Source organism: Pseudoalteromonas sp. K222D, assembly GCF_017653575.1.
In the GTDB taxonomy this organism is placed as follows: Bacteria; Pseudomonadota; Gammaproteobacteria; order Enterobacterales; family Alteromonadaceae; genus Pseudoalteromonas; species Pseudoalteromonas nigrifaciens.
Window position 1 is genome coordinate 1 of the sequence record NZ_JAGGDL010000001.1, and the last position, 17680, is coordinate 17680.

Sequence of the window (17680 nt, forward strand, 5' to 3'; positions counted from 1 at the left end):
CCTTTGGCGAGAAAATGGCCGAATTATAACAGCTGGCCATCTAATCTGAGAAATTGCACTTATTATCCGAATTTAGGTATTAATTATTTTATGCCTGTCCTTTTATTTGCTCGTTTTATGCCTGTCCCTTTATTTGTCTTAAAGAACATTGAACAATAAACTTTTCAATTGTTAGAATGCCCACCTATTTCCCCATCAAGAGACACAATGGCAAATTTCAATACTCATCTTAATACTGCGCTAATCATCACAGGCTTAGCCTCAGCCACCTTATTATCTGCAGAGCATATTGATTTAAAGGGCGCGCTCTGGTTATGGTTTTTAGGCTCAATCGGCGGTTTATTACCAGATATAGATTCAGATAACTCCACATCACTCGACACTATTTTTAACTTATTTGCACTGAGCGCTGTATTACTGGTACTGCATTACATAACCACTGAGCTAATTATTAAAATTAGTTTTATCGAGTTAATTGTAGTGCCCTTATTAGTTTACGGATTTATGAAATATATTATTAGACCACTTTTTGAATGGATCACAGTACATAGAGGCAGTTGCCACTCTTTACTATTTATACTGCTATGCGCGCTATTAACAACACAAGTAACATGGGAACTGAATGATCAATCAACCCCACAAGCAGCCACCTTTGCCTGGTTAACGGGTGGGTTTATTTTACTAGGAGGATTAATTCATTTATTGCTGGATGAAATTTACAGTGTAGATTTAAGTAATGTCACAATTAAACGCTCTTTCGGGACCGCTCTAAAAATAGCTGACTTCGATAATAAATTAATTACATTGTCGTCAATTATTGCCATTGCAGGTTTAATCTATGTTGCCCCTCCTACAAAACAAACTATCACAGCGTTAAGTGATTGGTCTCACTTTAGATTTCAATCTTTAAAAATTAGATTTTAAGCCCTCTATACGCATAATAATACGTATAGCGAAATCAAGTGAATAACATTGACACCCACCCTAGTTTTTCAAAGTGATTAGCGTGGGTGTCATTATAATTTTATTCTTTGTGTTTGTTTCAATTAAACTCATTCCACCTCGGAAAATAGTTTATAAAATACCAGGATTTATTTTACGGCACTGTTGATTGTTTTTAGCCTGTCCCTCTACAATTCATAAGCACGTTAATTCGAGTGTTCTTTGTATAAAGCTAACTTTGACTCTTCAAGTTGACTCAACAATATCTCTTTCATTTTACTTTGGGTGATTCCCGTTTTATTTTCTTTGAATCTAACCCCATTGACACGTATCAAAAGTTCAGCATCTGCTGAATCCTTAGTAATAAAATCAGGAAACTCAAAAGAAATAACACATGTACCGCTGTACTCACTAAAGTCAAAAGAATAAGATGCTTCTATTTTATGCATCTTAATATGTTTATGTAATGCTTTATTTTTTATAAAAAAAGTTGAGTGTAACTGCTTCCCTTGAATCACTAGGTTCCTCACTTTTTCCTGCATCCAAGATATTTCATCAGGAAAGTCCATTGAAGCATCAGGGCAAAAACCAATATCTTCAGTGTCTTTAAAATACAATTCTTGATTTAATTGCTTTCGACTTAACTCTTGAAGAAATTTAACTCTATTTGTATTAGTAAAATCCTTGAAACGAATTTTTTTTGTTTTTTCAGAGCTTTTTACACAACCAACTTTTTTTAATTTTTTAATGACGTCTGCGGCAATTTTATTAGCAACCTCTTTAGTTTCCTCTGATGTATGCGAAAGACTTATATTAATATCTAAAGTTTCATCTTTTTTTCTAAATTTCACTTTCCCACTAAACTGAGAAGTGTTTTTATTCCAACTTTGAGTGTAATCATAGCGTTCAACACTAAAATCTAATTCGATATGATTTAGATCATTTTCAACACTTTTAAAACTTGGATTCCCTAATAACTTATAATTTGAAAATTCTTTTTTAACTACATCATTTATTTTGTAGCCAGCAGGAATTGCAGTCATTAAATTTGCACTATTAGTTTCACATTTTATTGACTGAGTTTGTCGTTTAGGATTTGCTTCTCTAACTTTTAAATTTGCATTTAGCTCGATCAACTCTAATGGAGTAATTCCAGTACGGACTAAGATCGGAACGTACGATGCTTTTTCTTCAACAGCAACAAAAACACCACGCCTGCGGATGATTGCTCTTAGATCAGATTTTACAATACCAGAGTCATTTAAGAATTCTCTTAAAGCATCGCCATACGGTAATAAATACTTTTTATTCATTTATTAAATTCCTAAAGTCATTACTATAAGACTTCACTATGATATTGAGTGATTTACGTTTGTCACTTTTCAACCGTTTAGCTCTTTTTAATATCGGTTCATGCTCTAGTACATCGTACTCTGGGAAGAGAAAAATAAATTCTCCAGTAAAATCTTGAGAGACATCGCTTGCAAGATATAATAATCGATTGATCGTTTCTTCTGAGAATTCTTCTCTACTAGTTAGGCAAAAAGAAACCTTTTGGTTGGACTTATTTATAAGCCTAAAGGGCATGATATTGGAGGTAAGGTACTCTACAGGAAGAATACTTCCATATTTCTCGATATCAGGATCTTTGTAATTCGATGAACTGAACGCATAGTGAAAGTAATAATCATATTCGCTAAAATTATTGCGTATATAATTAATAGAATTATATATAAACGCAGCTCTACTATTATCAACTACATGAATAGTAGAAAAGCTTAAACTTTTATCGAGGTTAATGTTACAAACTTTACTGACAATATCTTGATCTGATTCTTTATGGTTCGATAACCAAAATAGGACACCAGTATCATTAGCTCCATTAATACCTGACATTTCATAATCGTCATTATTTTGTGCTCGAAGGTCAGATTTCATAAAACATTCAACGGTTTCAGCTAAATCCTTTAAATGTTCTTTAAATTTTGTAGATGGGTTAGCTGGATAGGCGCTATTTGTATATTTTACTGACATTATAATATTTTCAAGAGTGAAGTCTTGTAGCTGAGATCTTGATGAAAAAAACGCATCTATACCATGCGTAGTTCTATCTTTTTTGGCACTTGGGCGCTTGTGATTTACGGGAGAATGGCAACTGATAGATTCATCATCTTGAAAATCTTCCCACCCAATAATAGACAGAAACTCACAGACTAATTTCTCACCTTTTTCGCCGATTTTTCTTGATAACTCTCCCATACATATCCTCTTTTAATTAAAACAAAATAGAGCTAAGTGATAACTACGCCAGTGCTTATAACAGCTTATTGAACAACACTTTGTTGGGTTATAACACCCCAAAACGGCGCATATTACGTTGTTCGACAAAAAAACAAACAACTCATTTATAAACAGATAGTTACAACTGCTATTTTGTAACCTTTATAATTTAAACCCAAAACAACTTTAATAATGTTATGGGACAAAATCTACACCACTGTATTTATACACAGTAATTTATTGAATCTATTTTTTATAAAAACACATCTGCAATTATCACCTATTTAAAACCTTGAATCATTTTCACAAGGTATCCCGTCGTTATCGCCATCCATTTTTGTATTCGGGCAGTTATTAATAAAAAATACAGCTTCGGCTCGTGAGGTCATTTGGCTACAGTGTTGCCTGCCATCACAGCTAAAATTTTGTGTGTTTTTAGGAGTAACTGCCTTCGGGTGTTTTTCATCAAAGGTGGTTAAGTCGGCATTGGTAATAACGGGGGTGTTGTTTTTATTGCCTGCATGAGTGTTTGCGAAGTACCTATTGTATGCGCTAAAACCTATGCTTAATATAATTGCCAGCGCAACAAGGTTAGCTAAAGTGCTCGACTTCTTTTTTGCTTTACTCATTTTAAAGGGTTTATTAAAAGCAGCTGTTTTTTCTAGTTTGGTTTCTACTTTGCTTTCGATTACGCCTTCAATGCGGCAGTTTACGGCTTTGCTTTTACCATTGGGATTAGTAGCTACCTCAAAATAGATAGTGTCGCCTACTTTGGGTTTGCGGCTCATGTGTTTAAGCGAAGATATGTGTATAAAGGTGTCGTGTGCAACACTGCTAGATTTAATAAAACCATAGCCTCGGTTGTCGTTCCACGACGTTAACAATCCTTTGTTCATTGGTGTTCCTGATTTTTATACTTTTTATTAGTTATTTGTTTTTATTTGTTACTTATGCAAACTATACGTTTCTAAAAGTGTTCGGTAAACTTATTTTAAGTAATTTTAAAATTAAACTACTTATAGCCATTAGCTTGGCGGTATTTTAATTAACTAATTATTGAATAGTGATTGAATAACGAATGAATTACATGGGGTGGTTTTAATTTGCGGTCCTGTTGATTATGATGGCGCTAGAAATACTTAATAAGTCAGTTGTGCTTTAAATTTTTTAGTAAGGATCATCTTATGTCTAGCTATAACGAATCTCCAGAGCAAGTTACTAAAGCAACCGAAGGTTATGTAATGCAGCAAACTATGCTGCGAATTAAAGACCCAAAACCGTCATTAGCATTTTATGAAAACGTATTAGGTATGAAGTTGTTGGGCAAGTACGACTTTCCTGGTATGAAGTTTACCCTGTACTTTTTAGGTTACGAACAACAACTGCCTGAGGGCGATGATAAAACCAAAGCTGAATGGGTGTTTCGCCGCCCTGCACTAATTGAGCTTACCCATAATTGGGGCACAGAAAACGACGATAGCTTTGCAGGCTATGTAAGTGGTAACGAAGAGCCAAAAGGCTTTGGCCATATTGGTATTAGCGTACCCGATGTATACGCCGCGTGCGAACGTTTTGCAAAATACGATGTAGAGTTTGTAAAAAAACCAGACGATGGCTCGATGAAAGGTTTGGCGTTTATTAAAGACCCCGATGGTTATTGGATAGAAATACTCTCGGCCGAGGGCATTACCGAAATTATTATGTCTCAGTAATAACTAGGGCGTATGTTTAAAATTATAAAGCCAGCAGCTAAGCTGGCTTTACTGTTTGCAGGCGCTGTTAATTAAACTTAGTTTATTTAGGAGCGTTTCGCTGTGAGGGATCTTTAGTAAAGCTGCTTAATACTTCAGTTGGATTTTGAGTTAGTTTTTGCTGTTGAGCAGCCTCTGCCCACCAGGCTAATTGGGTAAATGTACGTGAGAAGTAATTAAACCAAGTGTCTTGTTCACTTTGCTCATTGAACGAGCCATTTTCAGCCATTACCTCTTGCGCTTTTGGTACATGGATCATTGCTGATACGGGTAAACAGCCTAATTCACTTAAAAAGTTACGCATACCCATTGCGGCGCGCATACCACCCCATTGCCCAGCAGAATAAGTAACAATTGCGCTGGGTTTGTACGAAAACAGTGAGCTGCCAAAATGGTTTAATAAGTTGGCTAATGCTGGGCTCATAGAATGGTTGTACTCTGGGCTGACCATAATGTAGCCATCGGCTGCGGCAATTTTATCGGCTAGGGTATTTAGCTGCTCGGGAGCTTTACTTTTGGGGTAAGCAAAGTGTGGTTTAAATACCGGTTCGAGCGGGTAATCTAGCGCGTCGATTAGCTCTATTTCGTGTGTACTAAATTGGCTTTGCAAACACGCTATACATGCTTGGGCTACGCGCTCGCCAAGCCTTGCTGGTTTAGGGGGTGTGCTATTGCGTACTGTGCCTAAAAATACTAAAAACTTCATGTATATTCCCTCGTTGTTTAAATTACTTTTTTAGGATTGCTAATTAAGCTCAGGGCTGCAGTGCCTGTGCAGCAAGCTCTGCAAGTACATTGGCAAGCTTTGTAGCAACAGCGCATTGCCCTGCACCATGGCGCTTAGTTAAATAGCTAGGATCGTTGTAGCTTAACCATACTTTTGCATTGGCGTCTTGCCAAACAAGTGCTTTAAGCGGTAAATCAATCCCCATTGTTTGCGCGCACTGCATTAAAGGAGTACCGCCTTGTGGATTACCAAATATAATAACTTCGGTATAGCCAAGCTGCTGCCCTACTTTTTTAGCCCCTGCGGCGTGATCAATACGTGCAAAAATTGTTAGTCCTTTATTTTTAGCCAGGAGCTCAAACTTATTCATAGTGGCTTTGGCGCTTTGCTGGCTTTGTAGTGTTATTAGGCCGTTTGTTGCTTTAGCCGGAAAAAACACAAAAAGTAACGCAAATACAAAAGTGGTGCTTAATAGTTTCATGTATAAACTCTGGTTTGGTTAAACATATGAGCAACTAACTTAGCATGTAATTTAGCCACAAAAAAGCCAGCGGTTAAGCTGGCTTGGTATATATGCAATAACTTTGCGCTAAAACATTATTTACGCAGTGCGTCTATACGGGCGTCAAGCGGTGGGTGCGACGAAAACAACTCAGCCATACCTTTACCACTGGCAATACCAAACGCCATCATTGAGCCTTCTAGTTGCGAAGGATGATTTTGCTTTAATCGCTCAAGGGCTGAACGCATTTTGTCTGCGCCTACAAGCTTGGCAGCGCCGCTGTCGGCAGCAAACTCACGTTGGCGGCTGTAATAAGCCACTATAACGCTGGCTAAAATGCCAAAAATCACTTGAAACAACATATCGAACAGGAAGTAGGTCCAGCTGTTGCCGCCCTCTTGTTCATCGTTGTTACTGTTTATAAAGTTATCTACTATGCCTGCTAGCACTTTAGCGGCAAATATAACAAAGGTGTTTACCACGCCTTGTATAAGTGTAAGCGTTACCATGTCGCCATTAGCAATATGCGATACTTCGTGGGCAAGTACGGCTTCGGCTTGATCTTGGCTCATGCTGTGTAATAAACCTGTGCTTACTGCCACTAGTGAGTTGTTTTTACTTGGGCCGGTGGCAAATGCGTTCATTTCTGGGCTGTCGTAAATGGCCACTTCTGGCATTTTAATGCCGGCTTTTTGCGCTTGTGCTGCAACCGTAGTTACTAGCCAATGTTCGGTTTCGTTACGTGGTTGGGTAATAACATGTGCGCCGGTTGATTTTTTAGCCATCCATTTCGACATAAATAACGAAATAAACGAGCCACCAAAACCAAACACAGTGGCAATCATTAGCATACCGCCTAAGCTGCGGTTGCTTAGTCCAAATACACTCATCACTATTGAAAGCACTACACCTAATACCAACATAACCGCGAGGTTTGTTAGTAAAAATAAAAAAACACGTTTCATACTTATCCTCAAAAAATAATATCGATTGCGGTACTATTAATATGTTTAGTACGTTTGGCACTAAATTGATTAAAAGCAATCACTGCGTTATGACACAGTATGTCACAACGTCAGCGCTATTCTGTGACAAACTATGTCGTAAAACAAGTGTTTTTTATGTGTTTAGTGCGAAATTTTCTAGCAGTGTTTTATATATTTGTAATTTAGGGGTTTGCTCACTGTATGGGCTTATTGCCAGTATAGGAAAGGGTAAACGTAATTTAAGTGAATCAAGATTAGCTTGGTACTCGTCCATGTTTGGATCAACCTGATTTGCAATCCAGCCAATGCAATTTATACCCATACTTTGCATATGTGCAGCCGTAAGGAGTGCATGATTTAAGCAGCCTAACTTCATACCTACTACTAATATTACCGGCAGTTGCTCTGCTTTAACCCAATTGTATAAATAATCTGTGTTGCTTATAGGCAGCGCCCAGCCACCAGCCCCTTCGGTAAGTATATAATCGGCACCTTGCTGTTTTACGTTTTTATACGCGCTGCTTAGCTTATCTGCAGTAATAGTAACCCCTGCTTGCTCGGCGGCTATGTGCGGGGCTATAGCTGGTGCAAAGGCAAATGGGTTAATTACATCGTACTTGGCACTTACCGTTGCGCTTTCCATTAATATTAGTGCATCGGCATTTACTAGCTGATCAAACGCCATTTCGCAGCCAGACGCGAGCGGTTTAAAACCAATAGCTTGCTTTTTATGTTGCGCAAGTAGCTTTAGTAATAAACTGGTAACGTGGGTTTTTCCGGCGTCGGTGTCGGTGCCGGTAATAAAAAATTCTTTCATGGCGTTATTTACCTTTGCTGTTTTATTTAGCGATTTTTATTTAACTGGTTTTTATTTACCAAGTGCTAATAGCATAACGTGATACGACACGTGCGCTTTATTATTTTTAAGCGGATATGCGCTGCATACCTGCTGCAAAGCGTGCTTAGTTAACAAGCCTCTGCGCGTATTACTGTGATTTTGCGCTGTAGCACCTATGGCCTTAATAGAGCGAATGGCATTTAATGGCGATGTAAACTCATCGCTATACAGGGCTTTTTGTATTGTATTAATAGTAAACCCAGATTTTTGGACTGATTGGTTTATATACTGTTCGCTATTAAAGGTATTTATATGGCTGTTGTTATCAAGTGCGCTAAATGCAGTTTTTATCTCGTTAAGCGAGCCTTCAATAACGCAGCTAATATAGGCTTGCCCGCCTGGTTTGAGCGCAGTATAAAGCGATTTTAATAATTGGGCAAAATTGGCCGACCATTGCACTGCAAAGTTACTGTAAATAATATCAATACTATTGGCTTGCAGTGGTAGATTATCCATATCGGCGCATAGCCGTGGCGTATTTAGTGCGCTGCTTTGTAGCATGTTTAAACTAAGATCCATGGCAATAACGCTGCCAAATAATGTTTGCAAAGTATGTGTATTAACTAATGGCCCTGCGCCTAAGTCGATACACAGTTTGGCTTTATTACTGCTATTTGCATTCGCTTTTATAAGTTTAAATAAATCATCTGCGGCTTGTTTTTGCACATTAGCATGGTGGTTATAACTGCTGGCTGCTTTTGAAAATTTACTCTGCGCCCCTTTTTTAAGGCTACAGCTTGGTAATAATATAGGCCCTGCTGATAATGATTGTATATTTAACGGCTGCCTATTTGGCTCTGTATTAAAGGGCTGTGTAGTTATAGAAGCAGCATTCAAAAGTGTTTGAGCAGTCATACTAATGCACCTACTAAGCTATTAACTAAATGGTTAATGTCGTGCTTTGTATGCGCTGCGCTGAGAGTAATTCGCAAACGTGCGGTGTTATGAGCAACGGTTGGCGGGCGAATAGCAGTAAGCCAAACACCGTATTTTTTAAGTTTATTAGCCACGTTTAAGGTGTGCTCGGCGCAGCCTAAAACAATGGGCTGAATAGCGGTACTTGACTCCATTACGGCAATATTATGTTGTTTAGCAAGTTGCTTAAAGTAGCTAATATTTGCCTTTAATTTAGCGCGTTTATCATCTGCGGTTTTAATCGCTTTAATACGTGCAAGAGTAAGCCCTGCAATAAGCGGCGACATAGCCGTGGAATAAGTGTAATCGCGATTAAATTGCAGCATGTAATCAATAAAATGTTTACTGCCTAATACACACGCGCCGCTACTGGCTACCGCTTTGCCAAAAGTAATAACCAGTAACTCAGGTAGTTGCTCAGTATTAAGCGCCTCGCAGCTGCCTAATCCGGTTTTACCTAATACGCCAAAACCATGAGCGTCGTCTATCATTAGCCAAGCATTGTGCTGTTTGGCTAACGCCAGTAGCTCGCTAAGTGGCGCTTTGTCGCCATCCATCGAAAATACACCTTCGCTTATAATTAGCTTATGTTTGGCTGTTGATTTTTCTAAGCGGGCGCGTAAATGGTTCATGTCGTTATGATTAAAACGGATTAAAGCGGCGTTAGCATGCAGTGCGCCGTCTATTAGGCTGGCATGATTAAGCTTATCTTGAAAAACAGCACTGTGCTGCGCTACCGTTTTATCTTGAAACAGCGCTTTTATTACACTGCTATTAGCACTAAAGCCCGAGCTAAACAGCATGGCGGCTTCGTAACCTAACTGCGCGCACAAATACTGCTCTAATGCATGTTGCTGAACTTGATAACCGGTAACTAACGCTGAGCTGTGACTCCCTAATGCCGGTAATTCATTTAAAGCAATTGCGTTATCGCCAAAGCCTAAGTAGTCGTTACTGGCAAAATTAAGATAGGTTTTGTTATTAATAGTAATTTTGCGCGCCGTAGCATGCTGTACTTGGTGGCGTTTACGCAGTAGCGCATCGTGCAAGCGAGCTTGCAGATGCGTATTTATAAATTCAAATGACATTTGGCTGTGTTTACCTAGGCTTAGTTATAGCTTAGTTATTATTATGGCTATGGTTATGCTTCGTAAAATAACTTAGACGTTGCTTTGTCGGCCACTTGCGATGAAAGCGACGCGGCTACGGCTTCATCTGAATAGTCGTGACGAGTTTCTGGATTCATCCCTAATTTTTTAATTAAGGCCATATCGGCATCAGCATCTGGGTTTTCGGTGGTAAGCAGTTTGTCCCCATAAAATATAGAGTTAGCACCTGCAAAAAAGCACATTGACTGCATTTGCTCGTTCATGGCGTTGCGCCCTGCCGACAAACGCACATAGCTGTGCGGCATCATAATGCGCGCGGTTGCAATTGTGCGTATAAACTCAAAATGATCTAAGTCATCTACGTTTTCAAGCGGTGTGCCTTTAACTTTAACCAGCATATTAATGGGTACGCTTTCTGGTTGTTGATCTAAGTTGGCCAGTTGCATTAATAAGCCATAGCGATCGGCTGCTTGCTCGCCCATACCTACAATACCGCCCGAACATACTTTCATACCCGCGTCGCGCACATTGCCTATGGTATCTAGGCGGTCTTGAAAAGTTCGGGTAGATATAATTTGCTCGTAATACTCAGGCGAGGTGTCAAGGTTATGGTTGTAGTAGTCAAGCCCAGCATTGCGTAGTTCGTGGGCTTTTTCGTTATTAAGCATGCCTAGGGTCATACAGGTTTCTAGGCCAAGTTCTTTTACTTCTTTAACCATTTGCGAAATATACGGCATGTCTCTGTCTTTTGGATCTGACCACGCGGCACCCATACAAAAACGAGTTGCGCCTTTTTGTTTGGCTAAACGCGCTTGTTCTACTACTTTTTCTACTTCTATTAGGCGTTCGCGTTCTAAATCGGTTCGGTAATGCCCAGACTGCGGGCAATATTTACAATCTTCTGGGCAGGCACCGGTTTTAATCGATAATAAAGTAGATATTTGCACTTCATTTGGGTTGAAATTAGCACGATGAACCGATGCGGCTTTAAATAGTAAATCGTTAAATGGCATTTCAAATATTGCTTTAACTTCACTGTGGGTCCAGTTGTGACGAACAGGTGCAAGTTCCATAGTTTTCTACTCTCTTTATTTTTTTCATAACGGTGATATTGGCTTAGTCTACTTCTTGAAGTACCATTGTCAACGAACCCAAGCCCACTTAAGTTTACATATGATTAAAAAGAATACGATTGACCTGGATTTTGATCGCCAGCATATTTGGCACCCTTATACCTCTATGACCAAGCCTATAATGGTTTACCCTGTTACCCATGCAAATCATAATATTATTGAGCTTGAAACAGGCGAGCAACTCATTGATGGCATGGCCTCATGGTGGAGCGCTATACATGGCTATAACCACCCAGTTTTAAATAACGCCATGATTGAGCAAATTAACTCCATGAGCCACATTATGTTTGGCGGATTTACCCACAAACCTGCTGTAGAGCTGTGTAAAAAGCTAGTAAGCATTACCCCTGCCAGCTTAACTAAGATATTTTTAGCCGATAGCGGCTCGGTAAGTGTTGAAGTAGCTATAAAAATGGCGCTGCAGTATTGGCTTAGCCAAGGCATTACTAACAAACAAAAATTAATGACTCCCTACAAGGGCTATCATGGCGATACCTTTGCGGCTATGAGTGTATGCGATCCAGTTAATTCAATGCACAGTTTGTACAGCGGCTTTTTACCCGAGCATATTTTTGTACCAGCCCCGGTAAGCCAATTTAATAGTGAATTTAACCAAGCTGAGGCAACCGAGCTTGAAGCGTACTTTAAAGCGCACCACCAGAGCGTTGCGGCATTTATTATTGAGCCAATTGTACAAAATGCTGGTGGCATGAACTTTTATCACCCTGAGTACTTAGCCTGCGTACGCAAGTTATGCACGCAATATAAGGTGTTACTTATATGCGACGAAATAGCCACAGGCTTTGGCCGTACCGGTAAATTATTTGCCGTAGAGCATGCTAATATTCAGCCCGATATAATGTGTATAGGCAAAGCACTCACTGGCGGCGCTATGACCCTATCGGCCACTCTTACCAGTGACAAAATAGCGACAGGTATAAGCGAAGGCGAAGCCGGTGTATTAATGCACGGCCCTACTTTTATGGGCAACCCGCTTGCCTGCGCTGTGGCCTGTGCCAGTATAGATTTACTGCTTGAGCAAAACTGGCAGCAGCGCATTGCCAATCTAAACAGCCAACTGCAACAACTCAATAAATGCAAAGAGCTTGATGACGTAGCCGATGTACGCACTTTAGGCGCTATTGGGGTGGTAGAGCTAACCGCAGGAGCAGGCAATGTTGATGTGGCTAAAATTCAGGCTTATTTTGTAGCACAAGGTGTATGGATACGCCCCTTTGGTAAGCTCATTTATTTAATGCCGCCATATATTTCAGACCAGAGCAGCATAAAAACCCTTTGTGATGCCATTTATAACGCCATTAAAGGCAAGCATTACGCTTAAACTTACCGCTAAATTAAAGTTTTAGGGTTAAAAGTTGTACACACTTTGCCCTAATAAACAAACAGCCTTCTAACTCACCTTTAAGAGTATTGATCTCAGTGATCTTTACCTATATGATAATACCTATCATTTACAGTTACCTTTTCGGACTCTTTTATGAACTTATTATTTAAACCAGCTAAAGCGTTAGGCGTAAGCCTGTTATTAGCCTCTGCTTTTATAACGCAACCGGTACTTGCTAATGGCCCTATTGGCGAGCATGTTAATCACCTTCAGGCTAATCTTAAAAGTTACGCCGAAGAAGTAGAGTGGATGGTTGGCAAAGTCGATACCATGGTAAGCGACTACGATACTAAAGGTGCTAAAGCGGTAAAAACAGATGACCTTATTGAATATTGGGAATCGGTTAAATTTCACAGCGCCATAGAAACCAATTTTGTACCTGTTTACGCTTCTATTTGGCAAGGTATTTACGGCGTAAAAATGGCTATCGAAAACAAACAGCCTGCAGCTGAAGTTCGTAAACAACAACAAGCTATGAACAATGCCCTATGGCAAGGCCTTGGCGCTGTTAAATTAGCGGCAAAATTTCAGCAACAGGGTTTATTAGCAAATGTAACAACAACTGCAACCAAAGAAATGACCCAAAGTGCCACTATCGACGAAATTAAGCACCGACTCGATCGTGTTGTTGCAAAATTTGCTGAGCGTTTAAACGACGAAGCCACCGAAATTGTACACGACACTTACCTACACTTATTTGAAGGCGTAGAAGGCACACTAATAGCGCAAGACGCTAACTTAGTTGAAGTGTTAGAGAAAGACTTTAACGTAACACTGCCACTTGCTATTTCTAGCAACAAAAGCGTAGACGAAGTACGTAATGTAATAAGCGACATGCAAACAAAATTAGATCGCGCTAAAACGCTGATCGAAAAAGCCGAAAAAACACGTAAGGATGTATTTTAAGTGAAGCGTAGGACCTTTATACAAGGCCTGGTTGCGCTTGGGGCTGTGGGTGCATTACCACTGCCTCTTGCTCGCGCACTAGCGGCCAATATTGCAAACCCTGTGTCTGTAGATAGCTTACCTAAACTAGAGGGTGAGCTTACGCTTTATTTAGGGCGTGGTGAAGGTGGCTTATACGAAAACGTATTACAAGCTATCGAGAAAAAAAATCCAAACCTTAAACTCGGTATACGCCGAGGCCCAACTGCTGCATTAGCAAATACCATAGTAGCTGAAGCAAAAGCAGGCGTTCGCCGTGCTGACTTATTTTGGGCGGTTGACTCAGGCGCGATTGGTTTAGTTACCGATGCTGGCCTTGCACAGCCAATACCAAGTGATTTATCGGCTCAGTTACAACCGCAATTTAGATATAAAGAATGGACGCCGGTAACCGGCCGTATTCGTACCTTGCCATACAACACGTCGCGTTTAACTAAAGAGCAAATTCCCACCAGCATTATGGAAATTGCCGACAGCGATTTAAGTATTGGTTGGGCCCCTGCTTATGCGTCGTTCCAGTCGTTTGTAACTGCAATGCGAATTTTAGAAGGTGATGATAAAACCGCTAAGTGGCTTAAAAAAATTAAAAAGCGCTCTAAAACCTATGCCGGTGAATTAGGTGTAGTTATGGGCGTTGAGCGCGGTGAAGTTGATATTGGCTTTGCCAATCACTATTACACACTTAGGTTAAAGTCGGGCAAGCCCGATGCTAAGTTAGACTTAGCCTTTACCCAAAACGATGCAGGCTGTTTGGTCAATGCTTCAGGTGTATTAGCTTTAAGTGACGATCCGTTAGCAACTAATTTTATGCGTTATTTACTAAGCACCGAAGTGCAAAGCTATTTAGCCAGTGAAGCTTACGAAATCCCACTTGTTAATGGCATTAGTGTGCCACAGGGCATACCGTCTTTATCGAGTATTTCGCCGCCTAAAATTGATTTAACTCAGCTCGCCGATTTACGCCCCACTATCGATTTAATGCGCAGTAGCGGCGTACTGTAATGCGAATACCTGCATCCTACCCAATGGCGCTGCTTGCAGCGCTCATTACGCTTACCCCTATTTATGTGTTAATTACCCTTGCCAGCGACACAAGCTCAGTATTTGACAGCCATAACCTCGACATTTTAGCTAATACCTTATCGTTAATGGCGTTAACTGTATTGGGTTCTATTTTAATTGGCGTGCCATTGGCGTTTATTAGTGCTTATGTACATTTGCCTTTTAAAAAATTATGGCTGGTTATATTTGCAGCTCCTTTAGCTATACCTAGTTATATAGGGGCGTTTACACTTTATGCAGCTTTTGGCCCCGGGGGGGAAATAAATAACCTACTTGGTATTCCTACCCCCTCAATGGATGGCCTTAGCGGCGCAGCCATTGTAATGACCTTGTACACATTTCCGTTTGTAATGATGACCACCCGCTCGTCCTTACTCAGCCTTGATGCCAGTATGGTAAACGCTGCACGTACACTGGGTATGTCGATGACACAAAGTGTATTTAAAGTAATATTACCCCGCGTAGTTAATGGTATTGCCGCGGGCTCTTTGCTTGTTGCACTTTATACTTTATCTGACTTTGGTACACCGGCAATGATGCGCTTAGATACCTTTACCCGAGTTATTTATGTGGAATACAACGCCTTTGCTTTAGGCCGTGCGGCTATGCTCTCGTTGCAATTAATGGTTATTGTTGGCTTTTTATTAATGATTGAATCACAAATAAAAACGGCCACTGAACGCCAAGGCAGACCACTTATTTTATTCCCTAAAAAGTGGCAGTTAAGTGCTATGTTTATAACTTTTGCGCCTATTTTGCTATTAGCCATTGGCTTACCTTTGGCTATATTTTCATTGTGGCTGGCACGAGATGGTTTTAGCGGCTTTGATTTTAGTATTGCTTGGAACTCAACGTATGCCTCAGCAATTGCTGCTGTCGTTGCTGTAATTGTGGCTATTCCGGTTGCTCATGCGGCTCTTAGCGGTAAAGCAGGTAAAGTAATGGAGCGCGTAACTTACTTTGGCTTTGGTATTCCGGGCATAGTAATGGGCACAGCGCTTGTTTATGGCGGCTTGCAACTGCCCTTTTTGTATCAAACATTAGGGCTGCTTATTATTGCTTATACACTGCGCTTTTTACCTCTTGCTGTAGGCTCAGTTCGTACCAGCACCGAGCACTTAGATCCAAGCTTGGTAAAATCGGCCCGAGTACTTGGCGCCAGCCCACGCGAAGCATTTATGCGTATAACTCTGCCCTTAACTATGCGCGGTATTATTGCCGGTGCGGCATTAGTGTTTTTAGAGTCGATGCGCGAGCTAGAGGCCACATTATTGCTTGGCCCTACTGGATTTGAAACCCTTTCTACTTATTTGTGGCGTGTATACGAAGCCGGCTATTTTGGCCGTGCTGCTATTCCAGGGTTATTATTAGTGGTGATTTCTGCGTGCGCGTTAGCTATTATGCTCACTGGCGAAAAACGCAACCAGCTCGAACATTAAGGATTTAATAACAAATGCTATCTGTAAGTCAGTTGTCTATAGATTATGGCAGTAACCGTGTAGTAAGCGATTTAAACCTATCATTAGGTAATAACGAAATTCTTATGCTTGTAGGCCCTACTGGCTGTGGTAAAAGTACTATTTTGCAGGCACTAGCCGGCCTTATACCTATAAGCGAAGGCGAAATAAACAGTGGTAAATGGCGGGCAACCCCTAAAATTACTATGCCTCCAGAAAAACGCAGTGTAGGTATGGTGTTTCAAGACTTTGCTTTATTTCCGCACTTAACCGTGCAGCAAAATATTTATTTTAGGTTAAAAGACACCAGCCCAGGCGAACATTGGATAAAGTTACTTGGCCTTGATGAGTTTAGAAATAAAAAACCGGCAACGCTTTCAGGCGGGCAAAAACAACGCGTTGCACTTGCGCGCACCCTTGCCCACCAGCCCGACTTTGTATTATTAGATGAGCCGCTTTCTAACTTAGATGCCGCACTTAAAGACATGCTGCGCTGGGATATTCGAAACGCCCTTAAAGCGGCGGGCGTACCTGCAATTTGGGTAACGCACGACCAAGAAGAAGCACTGTCGGTTGGCGATCGTGTGGGTGTACTGCAAGGCGGTAAAATTCAGCAAATTGATACACCAGAGCGCTGTTTTAGTACGCCTAACAATCGATTTGTGGCACGTTTTTTAGGGGAAGCCAGCTTTATAAGCGGCCAGTTTAGCCAAGGCCAAGCAACCACAAGTATTGGTAATGCCCCTGCCCACGGTGTTGATTGCGATAGTGGCGATGTAGATGTGCTGCTGCGCCCCGATGATGTATTATTAGTGCAAAGTAGTGTGGGTAATAATGGCGAAGTTATTTGGGTGCGCTTTGAAGGTGGCAGCCGCTTATGTGCTATAAAGCTTGCCTGCGGAACTGTAGTAACCAGCCGCGTTAGCCATGAAATAGTGGTAAACCCCGGCGATGCTGTACATGTATCTTTAAGTACCTCACACCCGTTAGCGGTTTATAAACAACTCGCGCAATAATAAAGTATGCAACACTAAAAAGCCCATTAACATGGGCTTTTTTAATCTGCATAAATTACCATTCAAACATATAGGCCATTTTACTTATAGTTTTAAGTGGAATGTTATGGCTGTTACGCTTGGCATATAAATGCTGCATAGATTTGTCTTTTACTTCGCCCACAATCACTTCTTTTACTTGATAACCCAAAGCAACTGCCGCTTGTGCATAGGCAATAAATTCCCATTTTTTAATATTGGTGTTATCTACAATCACCAACGGGATATTTTGTGCTAAAGCGTTAATAAAGCGCGCTAAATTTAAATTATGGTATTGCGGCAATTTAAACTTATCAAATTGGTATTCACCTTGATCATTAATAAAATAATCATCGGTTGAGCAAATAACATATTGGCTTTCGTCTGCACCGGCGAGTTCATCGGCAAGATTTTGCGCATAATAAGACTTACCGCTTCCTGGTAGTCCTCGTAAAATAAAAACTTGTTTCATAGCATCCATTTTTTAGTATGTAATGGTAAAACGATTAATATAAAAATATCTGAATGTTCATA

Annotated in this window: 18 protein-coding genes; 7 read left to right on the forward strand and 11 right to left on the reverse strand. The window is 40.4% G+C overall.

Features of this window, described 5'->3' with window-relative positions; translation table 11 throughout:
• Positions 1–207 precede the first annotated feature (207 nt).
• Entirely contained in the window at positions 208–924 is a 717-nt protein-coding gene (locus tag J5X91_RS00005) for a metal-dependent hydrolase (protein ID WP_011328272.1), read from the forward strand.
• A gap of 224 nt (positions 925–1148) precedes the next feature.
• Here J5X91_RS00005 and J5X91_RS00010 read toward each other — a convergent pair whose 3' ends face one another.
• The 3 genes from J5X91_RS00010 to J5X91_RS00020 all read right to left on the reverse strand — a co-directional run bounded on the left by J5X91_RS00010 (position 1149) and on the right by J5X91_RS00020 (position 4118).
• Entirely contained in the window at positions 1149–2255 is a 1107-nt protein-coding gene (locus tag J5X91_RS00010) for a hypothetical protein (RefSeq protein WP_208833811.1), read from the reverse strand.
• Positions 2248–3201 carry a hypothetical protein gene (locus J5X91_RS00015; RefSeq protein WP_208833812.1) on the reverse strand — a complete coding sequence of 318 codons (954 nt, stop codon included), beginning with the start codon at positions 3199–3201 and terminating at the stop codon, positions 2248–2250. Before J5X91_RS00015 ends, J5X91_RS00010 begins: the two co-directional genes overlap by 8 nt.
• Positions 3202–3506: 305 nt before the next feature.
• Positions 3507–4118, reverse strand: a complete 612-nt coding sequence (locus tag J5X91_RS00020) for an excalibur calcium-binding domain-containing protein (RefSeq protein ID WP_208833813.1) — start codon at positions 4116–4118, stop codon at positions 3507–3509.
• Positions 4119–4406: 288 nt separating this feature from the next.
• Between J5X91_RS00020 and gloA the strand changes: the two genes are divergently transcribed.
• Positions 4407–4934: a lactoylglutathione lyase gene (gene gloA, locus J5X91_RS00025; RefSeq protein ID WP_011328279.1), complete on the forward strand. Its 528-nt coding sequence runs from the start codon at positions 4407–4409 to the stop codon at positions 4932–4934.
• Positions 4935–5016: 82 nt separating this feature from the next.
• Here gloA and J5X91_RS00030 read toward each other — a convergent pair whose 3' ends face one another.
• From J5X91_RS00030 to bioB, 7 genes are all read right to left on the reverse strand, one after another.
• A complete protein-coding gene (locus J5X91_RS00030) occupies positions 5017–5679 on the reverse strand; it encodes an NAD(P)H-dependent oxidoreductase (protein ID WP_192531899.1) in 663 nt (220 codons plus the stop codon).
• A 49-nt stretch (positions 5680–5728) separates the two neighbouring features.
• Positions 5729–6181, reverse strand: coding sequence for a DUF302 domain-containing protein (locus J5X91_RS00035; protein WP_208833814.1), 453 nt, complete (start codon positions 6179–6181; stop codon positions 5729–5731).
• 116 nt (positions 6182–6297) lie between these two features.
• Positions 6298–7167 (reverse strand): protease HtpX, encoded by an 870-nt coding sequence (htpX, locus tag J5X91_RS00040; protein WP_089368331.1) that lies wholly within the window; start codon positions 7165–7167, stop codon positions 6298–6300.
• 154 nt (positions 7168–7321) lie between these two features.
• Positions 7322–8005: a dethiobiotin synthase gene (bioD, locus tag J5X91_RS00045; RefSeq protein ID WP_208833815.1), complete on the reverse strand. Its 684-nt coding sequence runs from the start codon at positions 8003–8005 to the stop codon at positions 7322–7324.
• A 51-nt stretch (positions 8006–8056) separates the two neighbouring features.
• Positions 8057–8941, reverse strand: coding sequence for a methyltransferase domain-containing protein (locus tag J5X91_RS00050; RefSeq protein ID WP_208833816.1), 885 nt, complete (start codon positions 8939–8941; stop codon positions 8057–8059).
• Positions 8938–10089: an 8-amino-7-oxononanoate synthase gene (locus J5X91_RS00055; protein WP_208833817.1), complete on the reverse strand. Its 1152-nt coding sequence runs from the start codon at positions 10087–10089 to the stop codon at positions 8938–8940. Before J5X91_RS00055 ends, J5X91_RS00050 begins: the two co-directional genes overlap by 4 nt.
• 53 nt (positions 10090–10142) lie before the next feature.
• The gene (bioB, locus tag J5X91_RS00060) at positions 10143–11183 is read right to left on the reverse strand and encodes a biotin synthase BioB (RefSeq protein WP_011328287.1); all 1041 of its coding nucleotides are present in this window, start codon (positions 11181–11183) and stop codon (positions 10143–10145) included.
• A gap of 100 nt (positions 11184–11283) precedes the next feature.
• On the opposite strand from bioB, the gene bioA reads away from it, so the two are divergent.
• The 5 genes from bioA (at position 11284) to J5X91_RS00085 (ending at position 17128) form a co-directional block, all read left to right on the forward strand.
• The gene (gene bioA, locus J5X91_RS00065) at positions 11284–12585 is read left to right on the forward strand and encodes an adenosylmethionine--8-amino-7-oxononanoate transaminase (RefSeq protein WP_208833818.1); all 1302 of its coding nucleotides are present in this window, start codon (positions 11284–11286) and stop codon (positions 12583–12585) included.
• A gap of 156 nt (positions 12586–12741) precedes the next feature.
• Positions 12742–13554: a hypothetical protein gene (locus tag J5X91_RS00070; RefSeq protein WP_011328289.1), complete on the forward strand. Its 813-nt coding sequence runs from the start codon at positions 12742–12744 to the stop codon at positions 13552–13554.
• Positions 13555–14595: an extracellular solute-binding protein gene (locus tag J5X91_RS00075; protein ID WP_011328290.1), complete on the forward strand. Its 1041-nt coding sequence runs from the start codon at positions 13555–13557 to the stop codon at positions 14593–14595.
• Positions 14595–16094, forward strand: coding sequence for an iron ABC transporter permease (locus J5X91_RS00080; protein ID WP_208833819.1), 1500 nt, complete (start codon positions 14595–14597; stop codon positions 16092–16094). Before J5X91_RS00075 ends, J5X91_RS00080 begins: the two co-directional genes overlap by 1 nt.
• 14 nt (positions 16095–16108) lie before the next feature.
• Positions 16109–17128 (forward strand): ABC transporter ATP-binding protein, encoded by a 1020-nt coding sequence (locus tag J5X91_RS00085; RefSeq protein WP_208833820.1) that lies wholly within the window; start codon positions 16109–16111, stop codon positions 17126–17128.
• A gap of 55 nt (positions 17129–17183) precedes the next feature.
• Here J5X91_RS00085 and J5X91_RS00090 read toward each other — a convergent pair whose 3' ends face one another.
• Positions 17184–17618 (reverse strand): ATP-binding protein, encoded by a 435-nt coding sequence (locus tag J5X91_RS00090; protein WP_011328293.1) that lies wholly within the window; start codon positions 17616–17618, stop codon positions 17184–17186.
• Positions 17619–17680: the final 62 nt, after the last annotated feature.